A 14882-nucleotide genomic window follows, 5' to 3' on the forward strand; every position below is an offset into this window, starting at 1 on the left:
CCTTCTGCACGTTGCGGCACTGCTCAACGGTAAGTTGATCGCCATGAGTGACAACGTGTACTTCGACATCACGATCAACGACCAGCCGGCCGGCCGGATCGTTTTCAAGCTTTTCGACGACGTGGTCCCCGAGACCGCGAAGAACTTCCGTGAGCTGGCCACCGGCCAGCACGGCTTCGGATACGAGGGTTCCTCCTTCCACCGGGTGATCCCGCAGTTCATGCTGCAGGGCGGCGACTTCACCCGGGGCGACGGCACCGGCGGCAAGAGCATCTACGGCGAGAAGTTCGCCGACGAGAACTTCACGCTCAAGCACGACCGCCCCTACCTGCTGAGCATGGCGAACGCGGGCCGCAACACCAACGGTTCGCAGTTCTTCGTCACGACGGTCGTCACCAGCTGGCTCGACGGCAAGCACGTCGTCTTCGGCGAGGTCGTCGAGGGCCAGGAGATCGTCGACAGCATCGAGAAGCTGGGCAGCCAGAGCGGCACGACCAGCGCGAAGGTCACGATCGCCAAGAGCGGCACCGTCTGAGCGACGTCCGCCCGCGGGTGACGCATGACGGCACGCCCGGTGATGACGCCGGTCGGTCCCTTCCTGGCCGGCTGTCTCACCGGGCGCCGTGCTGTCCGCGGTCCTTGCGCGGGCCGTTCGCGGGCCGTCAGTGCGCGAAGACCGTGCTGGCCAGCGTCACATGGACCGCCGTGCCGCCGAGGATGCTCAGCAGGGCGTTGCGACGCCACAGGTGCAGACCGACGGTGACGGTCAGGGCCGCGAGCGGGGCCAGGACGCGGACGTGGGCCAGCGGCAGGTCGCGCAGGCAGTAGACGACGAGGATCACCATGATCCCGGCGGGCATGCGGGTGCTGAGGTACTGGACCGTGCCGCTTGCGCGCAGGGGGGCGAGGGCGGCGAAGGGCAGGGCGCGCAGGGCCCAGGTCACGGCGGCCGACACGAGGACCGCGGCGACGAGGTAGGGCGTGTCAGGCATGGCTCGGCTTCCTGCGGTGGGTGAGGTGCCGGGCCAGGAGCCCGGCGGTGAACAGGGCGAAGGCGACGGGCAGCAGTTGCCCGGGAAGCAACAGCCGGGCGGCGACGGCGCTGAGGAGCGCGAGCAGCGGAGTGGGCAGATCACCCCGCAGGTCACGGACGGCGTCGAGCGCCAGTACCGCGAACAGAGCGGTGAGTGCGAAGTCCAGCCCCGTGACGCTGTCGGGGATGAGCGAGCCGAGCAGGGCTCCTGCGGTGGCTCCCCCGGCCCAGTACAGGTGCATGAACAGCTGGAGCCACAGAATGCGCCGGCTGGACCAGGTACGGGCCCGGTGCCCGGCGGTCAGGGCGTAGGCCTCGTCGCACAGCGCGAACGTGCTGTACGACTTCCCGAACCGTCCCGTCACCCGGTCGAGCGGGAACGACAGGGCGTAGAACACATGCCGCAGGTTCACCAGGAACGCGGACACGGCGACGGAGACCAGCGGTGCGGCGGCGGTGACCATGCCGATCAGCAGGAACTCGAACGACCCGCCGTATATCAGCGCGCTGGACAGGCTCGCCCACCACCAGCCGACACCGGAGTGGGTGACGAGCACGCCGAACGCGACGCCGAGCGGGACGAAGCCGAGGCCCACGGAGGCGGAGTCCTCGAACGCGGCCCGCGCCTCGGAGAGCGTCCGGGGTGCGGGGGCGGGCTCGGGCCGGACCGCGCCGTCGACAGCGGCGGAGGAGGTTCGCATGGAGACATTTTAGAAGAAACGCCATGTCATATGGTTGCCGTTCATGTCCGTAGAATGAGGCTGTGCGCAATGAAGTGAAACTCGATGCCATCGACCGGGACATTCTGTTCCACCTGCGTCAGGACGGGCGGCTGACCAACGTCGAGCTGGCCCAGCGGGTGGGGCTGACCCCGCCCCCGTGCCTGCGCCGGGTCAAGCGGCTCGAAGAGGCCGGCGTCATCGCCGGGTACCGGGCCGTCGTCGATCCCGGGGCCGTGGGCCGCGGCCTGGAGGTCCTCATCGACGTCGAGGTCAGCGCCAACGACCGGACGACCTTCCTGGAGTTCGAGGACACCGTGGCCTCCTACGACGAGGTGATCGAGTTCCGGCGCATGTACGGCCGCCCCGACTATTTCGTCCGCGTCGCCGTCGCCGACCACGCCGCCTACGAGTCCTTTCTCACCGAGAAGCTCAGCGGTCTGCCCTGCGTCCTGCGCATCGACTCCCACCTGACCATGAAGACGATCAAGTCGGGCACCTGAGCCGGTTCACGGGCAGGATCGTGTCGTCCTGCGGCATGTCCGGCCGGGCGAGTCGGCACCTTTCGTCCGATCATGTCAGCAGAGACTCGCCGCGGGCAGCCCGCTCGATGCCGGCGGCGCCCGAAGGTCGGCGACGAGCACGGTGCGGCGAGCACGGGAGGGACCCGTGAGGCAGTGGCGGCGCGGCCTCCACCGCGCTTGGGAGTGGGTCGGCGTGCACGTCCTGTTCCGGCGCGGACGCGATCTGGAGCTGATGCACCGAGCCATGGGGTTCGCCACGCTGGCCCTGGTGACGCTGGCTCCGCTGCTGATCGTGGTCGCCGCGGCCGATCCGCTGGTACGGGGCGGCTTCGCCTCGTGGCTCGCCGACGGCATGGGGCTGTCCGGGCGGTCCGCCGATGCCCTCACGGGCATCATCAGTCCGCCGCGCGAGGTCGTCGGCACCACCAGCGTGCTGAGCCTGGTCCTGCTCGCGGTGTTCGGTGTGTCCTTCGCGGGCAGCGTCCAGAACGGTTACGAGCGGGTCTGGGGCCTGGCCGCGGGTCCCTGGCACCGGGTATGGCGGCAGGTGACCTGGCTCGCGGTGCTGACCGCGTATCTCTACCAGGAGGTGCAGACGCGTACGACGCTGCAGGGGATGCAGCGGGTCGTGGTGTCCGTGCTGAGCGCGGTGCTGTTCTTCTGGTGGGGCCAGCGCTTCCTGCTGGGGGGCCAGGTGCACTGGCGCACCCTGCTGCCGGGCGCGCTGGCCACCGTCGGCGGCCTGGCCGGCCTCAGGGCCTTCTCCTCCCTCGTCTTCACCCCGCTCATCGTCACCAACGCACTGAGCTACGGCGCGGTCGGGACCGTGCTGGTGGTGGAGTCGTGGCTGATCGGCGTCGGGTTCGTGGTGTACGGGGGTGCGCTCTTCGGGCGCTGGTTCTGCGAGCACCACTGGCTGCCGTCCCATCTGACGCACGAGAAGTGAGCGGCCCTCGGCGGGGGCTTCACGGCAGAACGGCTTCGTTCGGGTCCGGGGCGAGCAGGGCGGGCGGGTCCGGGGCGAGCAGGGCGGGCGGGACCGGGGTGAGCAGGGCGGGCGGGACCGGGGCGAGCAGGGCGGGCCAGTCCTGGGCGGCGGCCCAGTCGGCGAAGGTGTGCCAGCCCACCTCGGGGTGGGCGCGGCGCAGGCCGGTGACGTCGACGTCGAGGCCGGTGGTGGTGAAGTAGTCGAACATCGCGGCAAGGTCGTCCGAGTGGGTGCGGACGTAGGACAGGGGCACCTCGCGGTGCGTGACCGGGCGGCCGGTCGCGGCCGAGAGGGCCGCGGCGATCCCGGCGGCGGTGAGTTCGTCGGAGGCGATGTCGATCCGGCGGCCGGTGAACGCGGACCGGCGCTGCAGCGCCAGGGCCGCGAAGGCGCCTATGTCCTCGGCGGGGATCAGCGTCAGGGGGCGGTCGGCCGGCATGGGCCAGGCGAAGCTGTTCTCGCGCAAAGCCTCCAGGGTCCAGCCGGAGGCGAAGTTGTCCATGAAGGCCGCCGGGGCGATGACCGTCCAGGGGATGCCGGTCGCCCGGAGGTGGCGCTCGATCCCGTCCTTGCTGTCGTAGTGCGGGATGCCGGTGCCGCGGTCGGCGTGTGCGGCCGAGGTGAACACGATGTGTCCGACCCGGGCGGCCGCCGCCGCGTCCAGGAGGGCCTTGCCCTGGCGGACCTCGGTCCCGGTGCCGGTGCCGAACGGGGTCGTCACCGCGAAGAGGGAGTCGGCGCCCGCGAGGGCGGCGTCGAGCAGGGGGCGGTGGTCGAAGTCGGCGTGGCGGACGTCCGCGCCGAGCCGGCGCAGGGCCTCGGCTGCCGGTGCGGTGGGCGTGCGGGTGAGGGCGCGGACCTGGTGGCCGGCGGCCAGCAGGGCGCGGGCCGTGGCACCGCCCTGGGCGCCGGTCGCGCCGGTGACGGCGATGGTGAGCATGCGGGCTCCTGGAGGGAGAGTTCGCCGTGGGGCGAGCTGCGGACCTATAGCTGCGTTACGCATTGGCTGCGCCGCGAAGATGAATATAGCAACTTTCCCTGCGTCGCGCAGATAATTGCGCATGGAGTGGATCACTGTGCGGGGAAGGGCGTCGACGGGGGCGGGCGCCCTGCCGCATACGGGCATGGGCGACGGAGGGGCGGGCGCCCTGCCGCATACGGGCATCCGAACCCGTGCCCTCGGCGGTGCGGCTGCCGCCGTGCTGGGATCACGCGGTCGCGGTGATGCCCCGGTCGCCGGACGCGCCGTCGCGCCGCCCCGACGGAGGTGGCCCGGCCCGTCGACCGCCACGCGCGCGGGGTTCGCCGGGTCGAGTCCGCCGGTCAGGGCTCGCGGTGCTCGTGCGCCGCCTCTTCCAGCGCCGCCGCCTCCGCCTCGGCCACCCTGGTCTCGGCCGCCACGTCGATCGAGCGCGTCAGCCACCAGTACAGTGCCGCGGCGACGGGCAGCCCGATGAACAGGGAGATGTCGGCTCCGCCGAGTGCTTCGGCGACGGGGCCGACGTAGAGGGTGCCGACGGAGAAGAACGGGACCATGACGGCGAAGCCGACCAGGTACGAGATGATGCCGTGCCAGCCCCAGCGCCCGTAGATGCCGTGCGGATTGAAGATCTCGGCGACGGCGTAGTGCCCACGGCGCACGATGTAGTAGTCCATCAGGTTCACCGCGGTCCACGGGATGAACAGGTAGAGCACCAGCAGCAGGAAGTTGTTGAAGTTCTCCAGGAAGTTGGAGGTCGCGGCCAGCGCTCCGACCAGGGAGAGCGCCGCGGTCAGCCCGATGGTCAGCAGACGTGCGCCCAGCGTCGGCCGGACCCGCTTGAACGAGTCGATGGCGCTGATGAGGGTCAGTGAACCGCCGTACATGTTCAGCGCGGTGACGGACACCAGGCCCAGGGTGGCGAAGAGCAGCACGATCGCGCCGAACCCGACGAACACCTTGTCGCCCGCGGCGTTGATCGACGCGATCGTCTCGAAGTCCTTGCCGGCCCACGCGGCCAGCAGCGATCCGAGCACCATCAGCCAGATGCCGCCGAGCGCGGAGCCGAAGTACGTCCAGTAGAAGGTCTTCCTGACCGTCACGTCGGCCGGGAGATAGCGCGAGTAGTCCGAGACGTAGATGGCCCAGCTGATCTGGTAGCCGGCGACCACGCCGAACTGGGCGAGGAACGGCGTCCACTTGAAGGCGCCGAGGTCGAAGGAGCCCGCCGGATAGTGGAGGGTGACCAGGACGCCGACGGTGAAGACCCCGAAGACGACGAGGAAGGTGTACGTCAGGATCTGCTCCGCCTTGTGGATGATGTCGTAGCCCACCAGCGCGATGACCAGCGCGACCGCGGTGACCACGACCACCCACAGTTTGACGCTCCCGTGCAGCGTGGTGTGCAGGGCCTGGGCGGCGAGGGCGCTGTTGAAGACGTTGAATCCCGCGTACTGCACATAGGCGAAGAGCCACACCAGGAGGGCGCCGACGTAGCCGAACTGGGGCCGCGACTGGATCATCTGCGGCAGCCCCAGCTGGGGGCCCTGGGCCGAGTGGAAGGCCATGAAGAAGGTGCCGATGAGGGTTCCGGCGACGATGGCGAGCAGCGACCAGATGAGGTTGCCGCCCTCGGTGATGCTGATCAGCCCCACGGCCAGGGTCGCGATCTGGGCGTTGGACATGAACCACAGGGGGCCCAGGTGCCAGAGCTTGCCGTGCCGCTCGTTCAGGGGGACGTAGTCGATCGACCGGACCTCGAGGCCGGACACTCTTGGCTCCGCCGATGCGCTCATGCCGCCTCCCGGGTCCGGACCGCCCCTCTGGTCACAGTGTTACCCCCGGGGATGCGCTGGACACCCTGGCCGGCGTCGACCGGGCGCAACAGAACCCGGCCGGTCACAGCGGGCGAGGACCCGTCACCGTGTTGCTCTCCTCACAAACGGCATGGAAGCGCCCTCCACGTGGCAGCGGTCACTTCGCAGAGCGGGCGTTTTGTTTACGTTCGCCGTGCTGTGTTCCGTACCCCGACCTGCTGAGGCCCCTCACATGCCGCACCGCACCAGTCTCCGGCCGCGCCCTCGGATCCCCGGGAGGCGCTTGGCGGCCTCCGGTGTGCCGGCGGCCGCTGTGGCGACGCTGCTCGCGGCCGGCGCGCTCGCCCCGTCGCCGGCGGCAGCAGCGTCGGCGCCTTCCGGCTCCACCGCGTCCGCCTTCGCGGCCGCGGTGCATGCGCAGGGCAAGGCCCGCGTGACGGCCGCGGTGCTCGACCTGGACGGCACGGGCCGGCAGCCCGCCCTGTACGGCGCCGACACCCGTTACGACACGGCGAGCATCATCAAGGTCGACATCCTCGCCGCGAGGCTGCTCCAGGCGCAGGACTCCGGGCACGGTCTGACCGCGCAGGAGCGCACCCAGGCCGAGAAGATGATCGAGCACAGCGACAACACCGCCGCGAACGGCTTCTGGCGGCGCATCGGACTCGCCACCGGCCTCCGGACGGCGAACAAACGGCTGGGGCTGACCTCCACCAGCGGCGGTCCCGGTGCCAAGTGGGGACTGACGCGGACCACGGCGGGCGACCAGATACGCCTGCTCCGCGCGGTGTTCGACACCGGCGCGACGGCGAAGACCGGAACCGCGCAGGCGCTCGACGGCACCTCACGCGCCTACATCCGCACACTGATGGGCCAGGTCGCCGACGACCAGTCCTGGGGCGTCTCGGCGGCCGCCGGGTCCGGGTGGGCCCTGAAGAACGGCTGGCTCCAGCGCAACACGACCGGGCTGTGGGACGTCAACAGCGTCGGCCGGATCACCACCGGCGGGCACCACTACCTCGTCGCGGTGCTCTCGGACGGCAGCAAGTCGATGAAGGACGGCGTCGCACTGGTGGAACGGGCGGCACGCACCGCCGTCTCCACCACGACGACCCGTTGACGACCGCCGACAGCCCGCCGAGGTCCGCCGACGAGCCGCTGACGGCCCGCTGAGGCCCCCACTGGTGAGCCGCGACGGCGGCTGGTGGCGCCTGCCGCGCCGACCGTCCGATGACGCCCGCTGACGAGCCACTGGCAGCCCGCCGAGGCGTGCCGAGGCCCGCCGATGTGCCGCTTTCGGCCCGCTGAGTGCACGCTGATTGAGCCACCGGCAGCTCACCGAGACGGCACTCACCGGCCGGCGGGCCGCCCTGGCGCTCGGCCGAGGGCGGCGTGTCGCGTGCCCGGCGGGCCGGGCGGGTTCAGGAGGGCTTCACCGCCGAGACCGCGGTCGCCGTGACCTTGTTGTCGCACTCGGCGAACTCACCGTCGGACAGGGCGACCTGATGGGCCCCCGCTCCGGGCAGGCCGACCACCAGCGTCGGGTACACGACGGGCTTCGCGCCGGACGTGCAGTAGCCGTCGCCCTCTCCCTGCACCTGCACGAACGTCAGCTTCACCCATGCCTTGCCGCCGGGCGCGACGTGTACCGCCGACGCGGCGCCGGCAGGCGTCACCGAGAGCGGGCTGTTGTGTTCGGGCGAGCCGTTGCCCGCACCGGCCACCGACGGGTGTCCGTTCAGGACACAGGACCGGCCGGAGACGTTGGTGAACTCCACCACCGCCGCTCCGGTGCCCGTCCCGTCCGGACGGTCGGCGGCCTGGTACGCGGTCGCCTTCACGGCCGCCGCCGCACACGCCGGCACCGAGCCGGCCGACGTCGCGGACGCGGGAGAGGCCGGGGCGCCCGAAGTGGCCGGCGTGGCGCCGCCGGACGGCCGCGAGGTCGCAGTGCCCGGACTCCCCGCTGAAGAGGGCGCAGAAGAGGCCGGAGCAGAGGCCGTGGGAGAGGCCACCACGCCGGTCGGGGCCGCGGAGGGCTTCTCGGCCGCCGCGTCGCCGCCACCCGAATGACACGCCGACAGCGACAGAGCGCCCGCGATCACGGCCATCGCCGACGCGGTGACGCGGATGGCGTCTCGGTACTGCATGGGGTCCCCCGATGTCCGAAGTGCACAGGTCCACCGGCTCCCCGCCGGTGTTCATCGGCCTAGACAGAGCCGCCGCACCAGGGGTTCCACCGCGCATCGCCTGTGACATGCCAGTGACAGGAACCGGGCAGGACCGGCACGAACGCCCCGGGTGGCGGCCGGACACCGGACCCGGCGGCGTGGCGTGCGAGGTGCCGACCCGGTTCACGGCGAGGATGGCTCCCCGGGCGAACCTGCTGGGAGGCGGGTATGACGCTGAACCGTATCGGCCTCGTCGTCCACGGCGGACGGCCCGAGGCCGTGGCCGCGGCGAGTGCCGTACGCGAGTGGTGCGCCGAGCGTGCCGTGGGGTGTGCCGACATCGACGTGTGGCAGAACGGCGCGCGGCACAGCGCCCGGGAGGAGCTGGATGCCGCGGGCGGTCCGGACCTGATCGTCACGCTGGGCGGCGACGGGACCTTCCTGCGCGGTGCCCGGCTGGCCGCCGAGAGCGACGTCATGGTCCTCGGCGTCGACCTCGGACGGGTGGGGTTCCTGACGGAGGTCCCCGCCACGGCGGTGGGCACCGCCCTGGACGCCGTACAGGACGGGCGGATCACCGTGGAGAGCCGGATGCTCCTGACGCTGCGGGCGTCGTGCCGGCTGGAGGTGCCCGAGCAGATGGAGGAGCTGGTGCGGTACGGCCGTGGGCCGCTGCTGCCGCCGCCCCGGGTGCGCATGGACTGCGACACCGGTGACGACTGGGGCATCGCCATGAACGTCACCGCACTGAACGACGTCGTCGTGGAGAAGCTGGCCCGGGACCGCCAGGTCTCGGTCGGCGTTTATCTGGCCGGCCGGCTCCTCGCGTCCTACTCCGCCGACGCGCTGCTGGTGGCCACGCCCACGGGCTCGACCGCGTACAGCTTCGCCGCCGGCGGTCCGGTCGTCTCGCCCCGCGCGGAAGGCCTCGTCTTCACACCGGTCGCCCCGCACATGGCGTTCAACCGGTCGGTCGTGGCCGCGCCCGACGAGCCCATCGCACTGCGTGTGCTCGAACGGTCCGGACAGGCCGCGGTCAGCATCGACGGCCAGGTCCGCGGCGTGCTCAACCCCGGGGACTGGATCGGCGTGTACGCCGCTCCCCGCCGGCTCAAGGCGGTCCGGCTCGGCCCCATGGACTTCTACGGCCGCCTGCGCGAGCGCATGAACCTCACCGACGCGCCGGCCGCGCTCGCCGACGGCACCGCCGCTCCGCTGTGGCCGGTGACCACACCGCGCCCCAGTGATCTCGCGCATCTCGCGCTGCCCCCCGCTCCCGACGAGCCGCCCCGGCTGCCCTGAGATCCGCAGGAAACCCCCGCCGTTTCGGCCGCCCGAGGTCCGCAGGATCCCTCGCCCCGGCCGCCCTGGGATCCACCGGGACCCCGGCCGCCCCGGCATCCCCGAGACCCGGAGGAACCCCCGCCTCGGCTCCTCCGAGACCTTGGGAACCCTCCGTCCCGGCTGCCGTGAGATCCGCAGGAACCCCCACCTCTTCGGCATCCCTGGAATCCGCGGAAATTCCCACCGCCCCGGCGTGCAACCATCCCTCACATCCGCATGTCTCCTCCCATAACAGGATGGCTCGACCAAGGGGGACATCATGCGACGAACAGGAGCCGCGGTGGCGGCACTCCTTCTCGCGGGAGCCGGCTGGGGCGCGGCGACGGCTGCCGCGGACGCCGCACCGGCGGCCGCCACGCGGGCCGCGGCCTGCGCGACCGGCTGGGGCAGCGGCGCCAAGGGCGGTGCGACGAGTGGAGCCGTGCCGTTGACGGACATCAGGACCGGTCGGCACGACTGCTTCGACCGCCTGGTCATCGACGTCCCCGGCGGTGGCGGCGGGATCGGCTCGTACGTCAGATACGTCGACCGGCTCCACCAGACGGCCACCGGCCGCTACCTCCCGGTCGGCGGCGGGGCCGTGCTCGACATCCACGTCGGCGCCCCGAGCTACGACCCGGCGAGCGGCGCGGCCACGTACCCGGGACGGGTCGGACGGCCCCTGCCGGGCGTGCACCTCAGCGGTTACCGCACCTTCAGGGACACCCGGTTCGCCGGCAGCTTCGAGGGCGAGACCCAGATCGGTCTCGGCGTCCGCGCCCGCCTGCCGTTCCGGGTCATCCGGCTGTCCGACCGTCTCGTGATCGACGTGGCCCACACCTGGACGGGCGGCCGCTGAGCACCGGGGCCGAACCGAGGGCGCGCGGGGACTTGCCGTGCGCCCCCGGAGTCTGGTTGGGTACCGGCGCCACAGGCGCGTGGGCCGTGCCGGGCGGGAGGAGAGCAGGCGGCGTGCACGCGACGACACGGCAGGGCGGCTCGGGGCCGTTGCCCGACGGGCTGGGACGGGCGATACGAAGGACCGCCGAGGAGATCGGCGCGCTGGTGCGCAGCGCCCCCGACACGGCGCTGCCCGTGCCGGGATCGGAGTGGACGCTCGGTGAGGCGGCCGCTCACCTGGCCCTGGCCAACGAGCTGATGGCCGACCTGGCGTCCGGGCGCGAGCGCCCCTACGGGGACGGCACGCCCCAGAGCCTCGCCTCGGCCAACGCGGAGTCCCTCGCCGTCTTCGGGGAGCGCAGGGCGGAGCCCCTGGCGACGATGATCACGGAGCAGGCCGAGGCGTTCCTGGACGCCATGACGCGTCCTGCGCCCGACGGGGCCGCCGACGGCCCGGCACCGGCGACGCCCCTGGGCCTCATGAACCGGTCCGTTCTCGCGTCGTACCTGCTCACGCACATGCTGGGCCACGGGTACGACCTCGCCCGCGCCCTGAAGCGTCCGCACATGGTCGACGGCGAGCGGGTGGCCCTGTGCATGCCCTTCATGCTCTCGGTCATGCCGCGTGTCACCGACACCGCGGCCACGGCCGGTCTGACGGCCCGCTACCGGATCCGGCTGCGCGGGGGCGAGACGTTCGGCGTGTCCCTGACCGACGGCACCGTGCAGGTGACACCGGGTCCGCCGGCGCACCGTACGGACTGCACCATCCTGCTGGAGCCCGTCGCCTTCCTGCTCATCGCACTGGGCCGGCTGAATCCCTGGCGTGCCATCGCTCAGGGGCAGGTCCTCGCCTGGGGCCCCAGACCGTGGCTGGCGCCCCGCTTCCCGACCCTGTTCACCGCCCCCTGAGCCGGTTCACGACCGGCCGCACGCCGACGTCACGCGGCGTATTCACGCGCTGACGTCGCACACCGACGCCACACGCCCACGTCACAGCACACGTCACGCGCCGACAGCACAGGCCGACGGCTCACTCCGACGTCACAGGCCGACATCAGACGCCGACGCTCACTCCGGCGAGTCGGAGCGCGTGGCGCCGAAGTGGGTCTCATGGGTCCAGACGTGGGTGCAGGACGGGCACTGCAGGTGGAGCAGGCTGCCGGTGTTGGAGAGCAGGTAGCGCCAGTGTCCGTGGCAGGTGAGCCCCTGCTCGCACGTGGCGCACGTGCGGCGGTCGTCGCAGTTCGGACAGGCCACCCAGGCCCGGCGGCCGATGTCGGCCTGCGGGTCAAGCGGCAGCATCGCCGCCCCCGCGCGCCGGGAGCACGCCGGCCGCGACCAGCTCGTCGTAGATGCGCTGCTGCTCCGCACTGAGGCCGGAGTACAGCAGGTCATACGCCTCCTCCTCACCGCGCAGGGCCGCGACGGGGTCCCAGTCGGGCCCCAGTGCGGCCAGGACGTGCGTCCGCCGGAGCATTTCGTGGGAGCTCAGGTCGATGGCGAAGTCGACCGGTGCGGGCCCACTCGAAGCCGCCGCACTTTCGTCCGGTTCGTCAGGAAGGGTGGGGTGATGAGAGGACATGAGTTCGAACGTAGGTAGGCCTTACCCGCCAGGGCAAGGGGAGGTGCGAGAAGTCACAGCGGCCCTGCCGGAGGGGCGGCCATTCGGGTGATCGGCAATGCGTCCCGGTCCTCCGGGAAACCAGGGATCACGGGCCCGTAGGGCATTCCCCGCTCGCACGGCGTTCTTTCCGAAGTGGCAGCCGACCGGTGGCGGACCGAAACTGAAGGCCGTCGGCGATCCAGACCTCTTCCAGGAGATCGAATGGTGGAGCAGTCCTCCGAGGTCCCTATATCCGGGCCGCACGAAGGCGCCGTCACCAGGCAGAGCGGCTCGGGCCGTGCGCCCACGGAGACCGAGCGGAAGCTCGCGGATGCACTGGCTGACGTCGTGTCCGCGGAACGCATTCCGGTCGACAGCCACTTCTTCACCGACCTCGGCGCCAACTCCCTGGTCATGGCCCAGTTCTGCGCGCGGCTGCGGAAGAGAGCGGATCTGCCGTCCCCGTCCATGAAGGACATATACCGGCACCCCACGATCCGGAGCCTGGCGGCGGCTTTCGCGGAAGCCGCTCCCCGACCCGCCGATCCAGCGGTGTCCGCCCAGCCCCCGGTGCCCGCGGAGCCGCCGGCCCCGGTGCCACACGCCGGCAGACTGAGCCATGCGCTGTGCGGAACATTCCAGCTGCTGGCATTTCTCGGCTATTCCTTTGCCGCCGGTCTTGTCGCCGACGGTGGATACGGCTGGATCGCCGCCGGTTCCGGGCTGACCGACACCTATGTGCGGTCGCTCCTGTTCGGAGGCATCGCGTTCGTGGCCATGTGCACGTTCCCGGTCGTCGCCAAATGGCTGCTCATAGGCCGCTGGAAGCCGGGCGAGTTCCCCGTCTGGGGTCTGACGTATCTGCGCTTCTGGCTCGTCAAGGTGCTGCTCCACGCGAATCCGATGATCCTCTTCGTCGGGAGTCCGCTGTACGTGATGTATCTGAGGGTGCTCGGCGCGCGGATCGGCAAGGGAGTCACCATCCTCTCCCCGTCCGTCCCGGTCTGCACCGACCTGCTCACGATCGGCGCCGGTACGGTCATCCGCAAGGACTCGTTCCTCCTCGGCTACCGGGCGCACGCCGGGCACATCCAGACCGGCCGGATCACGCTCGGCAACGATGTGTTCATCGGCGAGAAGACCGTCCTGGACATCGACACGACGATGGGCCACGGCGCGCAGCTGGGCCACGCCTCGGCGCTGTACCGCGGCCAGGCGGTCCCGGACGGCGAGCACTGGCACGGATCACCGGCGCAGCCCACCGGTATCGACTACGTGCGGGTCGCGCCCGCCGGCTGCGGCACCCTGCGCCGGGCCTGGTTCAGCCTCCTCACGCTGGTCCAGCTGTTCCTCCTGTACATACCGGTGGCCGTCGGCGGGGTGTACATGCTCTTCATCGGGGTCCCGGCGCTCGGCAAGCGCCTCGACCCGCAGACGGCGGCGGTGAAGCGGTCGGAACTGATCCCCGACGCGCTGGAGATATCGCTGGTGCTGTTCTTCGGCTTCGTCGTCCTGGGCATCGTCGTCCTGTGCACCGTGCCGCGGCTGATGGCGCTGGCCGTCAAGCCGGACCGGGTCTATCCGCTCTACGGATTCCAGTACGCGGTGCACCGGGCGTCCGCCCGCATGACGAACATCAAGTTCTTCGCCTGGCTCTTCGGTGACAGTTCTTACATCGTGCACTATCTCCAGGGCCTCGGATACGACTTGTCACGGGTCGAGCAGACCGGGTCGAACTTCGGCACCGAGGTGCAGCACGAAACCCCGTTCCTGGTGTCCGTGGGCAGCGGAACGATGGTGGCCGACGGCCTCTCCGTGGTGAACGCGGACTATTCCAGTACGTCCTTCCGGCTGTCGCGAGCGTCGATCGGGCCGCGCAACTTCCTCGGCAACAACATCGCCTATCCCGCCGGCGGCAGAACGGGCGCCAACTGCCTGCTCGCGACGAAGGTGATGGTTCCCCTCGACGGTGAAGTCCGGGAAAACGTAGGCCTTCTCGGTTCGCCCTGCTTCGAGATACCCCGGTCGGTGGAGCGCGACTCCCGGTTCGACGACCTCAGGACCGGCGAGACACTCCACCGTCGTCTCGCCGCGAAGAACCGCTACAACATGCGCTCGATGGCCCTCATGCTGTCCGTGCGGTGGCTGCACACCTTTGCGCTCACCTTGTTCGGGCTCGTGTCCGTGGATCTGTACGGAGTGATCGGGCATGTGGTGATCGGCGGATACATGGCCATCACCCTCGCGTTCAGCACCCTGTACTTCGTCCTGCTGGAGCGGTGCATCGCGTCGTTCCGCGCGCTGCGGCCCCGGTTGTGCTCCATCTACGACCCGTACTTCTGGTGGCACGAGCGCCTGTGGAAGGTGCCGGACCACTACCTCAACATCTTCAACGGGACGCCCTTCAAGGCCCTGGTCTGGCGGCTGCTGGGCGTGCGCATCGGCGGCAGGGTCTTCGACGACGGCTGCTATCTGACGGAGCGGTCGCTCACCACCATCGGCGACGACTGCACCCTCAACGCCGGGAGCAAGATCCAGTGCCACTCGCAGGAGGACGGCACCTTCAAGTCCGACGGCACCACACTCGGTGCCGGGTGCACGCTGGGCGTCGCCGCCCATGTGCACTACGGCGTGACGCTGGGCGACGGCGCGGTGCTGGCGCCCGACTCCTTCCTCATGAAGGGCGAGGAAGTACCCGCCTGCGCACGGTGGGGCGGCAACCCGGCCGCGGACCTGCCGGGAGCCGCCGGACAGCACGGCGGCAGTGGCCGGGCAGTGTCACCGTCTTCGTCCGACGCCCCTGCGGCGACCGTGAGTTGAGG

The 14882-nt window shown here is 71.0% G+C and carries 16 protein-coding genes; 9 read left to right on the forward strand and 7 right to left on the reverse strand.

All coding sequences use genetic code 11. The features are described 5' to 3' along the window. Positions 1-43 precede the first annotated feature (43 nt). Complete coding sequence (locus tag ACZ7P3_RS14325; protein ID WP_472081314.1) at positions 44-535, forward strand: peptidylprolyl isomerase; 492 nt, start codon at positions 44-46, stop codon at positions 533-535. A 127-nt stretch (positions 536-662) separates the two neighbouring features. On the opposite strand, the gene ACZ7P3_RS14330 is transcribed toward ACZ7P3_RS14325, so the two are convergent. Together ACZ7P3_RS14330 and ACZ7P3_RS14335 are read right to left on the reverse strand one after the other, a co-directional pair. Then, positions 663-992 carry a branched-chain amino acid transporter permease gene (locus tag ACZ7P3_RS14330; RefSeq protein ID WP_472081316.1) on the reverse strand — a complete coding sequence of 110 codons (330 nt, stop codon included), beginning with the start codon at positions 990-992 and terminating at the stop codon, positions 663-665. Next, positions 985-1734, reverse strand: coding sequence for an AzlC family ABC transporter permease (locus ACZ7P3_RS14335; protein WP_472081318.1), 750 nt, complete (start codon positions 1732-1734; stop codon positions 985-987). Before ACZ7P3_RS14335 ends, ACZ7P3_RS14330 begins: the two co-directional genes overlap by 8 nt. 62 nt (positions 1735-1796) lie before the next feature. Between ACZ7P3_RS14335 and ACZ7P3_RS14340 the strand changes: the two genes are divergently transcribed. Further along, a complete protein-coding gene (locus tag ACZ7P3_RS14340; RefSeq protein WP_472081320.1) occupies positions 1797-2255 on the forward strand; it encodes an Lrp/AsnC family transcriptional regulator in 459 nt (152 codons plus the stop codon). Between the two features lie 166 nt (positions 2256-2421). Next, positions 2422-3222 carry a ribonuclease BN gene (locus ACZ7P3_RS14345; protein WP_472081322.1) on the forward strand — a complete coding sequence of 267 codons (801 nt, stop codon included), beginning with the start codon at positions 2422-2424 and terminating at the stop codon, positions 3220-3222. A 19-nt stretch (positions 3223-3241) separates the two neighbouring features. Here the strand turns inward: ACZ7P3_RS14345 and ACZ7P3_RS14350 are convergent, their stop codons facing one another. Both ACZ7P3_RS14350 and ACZ7P3_RS14355 read right to left on the reverse strand, forming a co-directional pair. Further along, positions 3242-4204: an NmrA/HSCARG family protein gene (locus ACZ7P3_RS14350; RefSeq protein ID WP_472081324.1), complete on the reverse strand. Its 963-nt coding sequence runs from the start codon at positions 4202-4204 to the stop codon at positions 3242-3244. A 383-nt stretch (positions 4205-4587) separates the two neighbouring features. Continuing rightward, on the reverse strand, positions 4588-6015 hold the full coding sequence (locus tag ACZ7P3_RS14355; protein ID WP_472081326.1) for a purine-cytosine permease family protein: 1428 nt from the start codon (positions 6013-6015) through the stop codon (positions 4588-4590). A gap of 277 nt (positions 6016-6292) precedes the next feature. Here ACZ7P3_RS14355 and ACZ7P3_RS14360 point away from each other — a divergent pair, with 277 nt between their 5' ends. Further along, positions 6293-7180 carry a serine hydrolase gene (locus tag ACZ7P3_RS14360; RefSeq protein WP_472081328.1) on the forward strand — a complete coding sequence of 296 codons (888 nt, stop codon included), beginning with the start codon at positions 6293-6295 and terminating at the stop codon, positions 7178-7180. Positions 7181-7481: 301 nt separating this feature from the next. Here the strand turns inward: ACZ7P3_RS14360 and ACZ7P3_RS14365 are convergent, their stop codons facing one another. After that, positions 7482-7925: a DUF4232 domain-containing protein gene (locus ACZ7P3_RS14365; protein WP_472081965.1), complete on the reverse strand. Its 444-nt coding sequence runs from the start codon at positions 7923-7925 to the stop codon at positions 7482-7484. On the opposite strand from ACZ7P3_RS14365, the gene ACZ7P3_RS14370 reads away from it, so the two are divergent. The 4 genes from ACZ7P3_RS14370 (at position 7828) to ACZ7P3_RS14385 (ending at position 11366) form a co-directional block, all read left to right on the forward strand. Next, the gene (locus tag ACZ7P3_RS14370; RefSeq protein ID WP_472082012.1) at positions 7828-8133 is read left to right on the forward strand and encodes a hypothetical protein; all 306 of its coding nucleotides are present in this window, start codon (positions 7828-7830) and stop codon (positions 8131-8133) included. The genes ACZ7P3_RS14365 and ACZ7P3_RS14370 overlap by 98 nt on opposite strands. 326 nt (positions 8134-8459) lie before the next feature. Beyond that, positions 8460-9533, forward strand: coding sequence for an NAD(+)/NADH kinase (locus tag ACZ7P3_RS14375; protein ID WP_472081329.1), 1074 nt, complete (start codon positions 8460-8462; stop codon positions 9531-9533). A gap of 301 nt (positions 9534-9834) precedes the next feature. Next, the gene (locus ACZ7P3_RS14380; RefSeq protein ID WP_472081331.1) at positions 9835-10413 is read left to right on the forward strand and encodes an AMIN-like domain-containing (lipo)protein; all 579 of its coding nucleotides are present in this window, start codon (positions 9835-9837) and stop codon (positions 10411-10413) included. 113 nt (positions 10414-10526) lie between these two features. Then, on the forward strand, positions 10527-11366 hold the full coding sequence (locus ACZ7P3_RS14385; RefSeq protein WP_472081333.1) for a maleylpyruvate isomerase family mycothiol-dependent enzyme: 840 nt from the start codon (positions 10527-10529) through the stop codon (positions 11364-11366). Positions 11367-11525: 159 nt separating this feature from the next. Here the strand turns inward: ACZ7P3_RS14385 and ACZ7P3_RS14390 are convergent, their stop codons facing one another. Both ACZ7P3_RS14390 and ACZ7P3_RS14395 read right to left on the reverse strand, forming a co-directional pair. Then, on the reverse strand, positions 11526-11759 hold the full coding sequence (locus ACZ7P3_RS14390; protein WP_472081335.1) for a hypothetical protein: 234 nt from the start codon (positions 11757-11759) through the stop codon (positions 11526-11528). Next, the gene (locus ACZ7P3_RS14395; RefSeq protein ID WP_472081337.1) at positions 11746-12039 is read right to left on the reverse strand and encodes a DUF6400 family protein; all 294 of its coding nucleotides are present in this window, start codon (positions 12037-12039) and stop codon (positions 11746-11748) included. The genes ACZ7P3_RS14390 and ACZ7P3_RS14395 overlap by 14 nt, the downstream gene beginning before the upstream one ends. A gap of 243 nt (positions 12040-12282) precedes the next feature. Between ACZ7P3_RS14395 and ACZ7P3_RS14400 the strand changes: the two genes are divergently transcribed. Next, a complete protein-coding gene (locus ACZ7P3_RS14400) occupies positions 12283-14880 on the forward strand; it encodes a Pls/PosA family non-ribosomal peptide synthetase (RefSeq protein ID WP_472081339.1) in 2598 nt (865 codons plus the stop codon). Positions 14881-14882 lie beyond the last annotated feature (2 nt).

This window comes from Streptomyces sp. NPDC107581 (assembly GCF_055657175.1).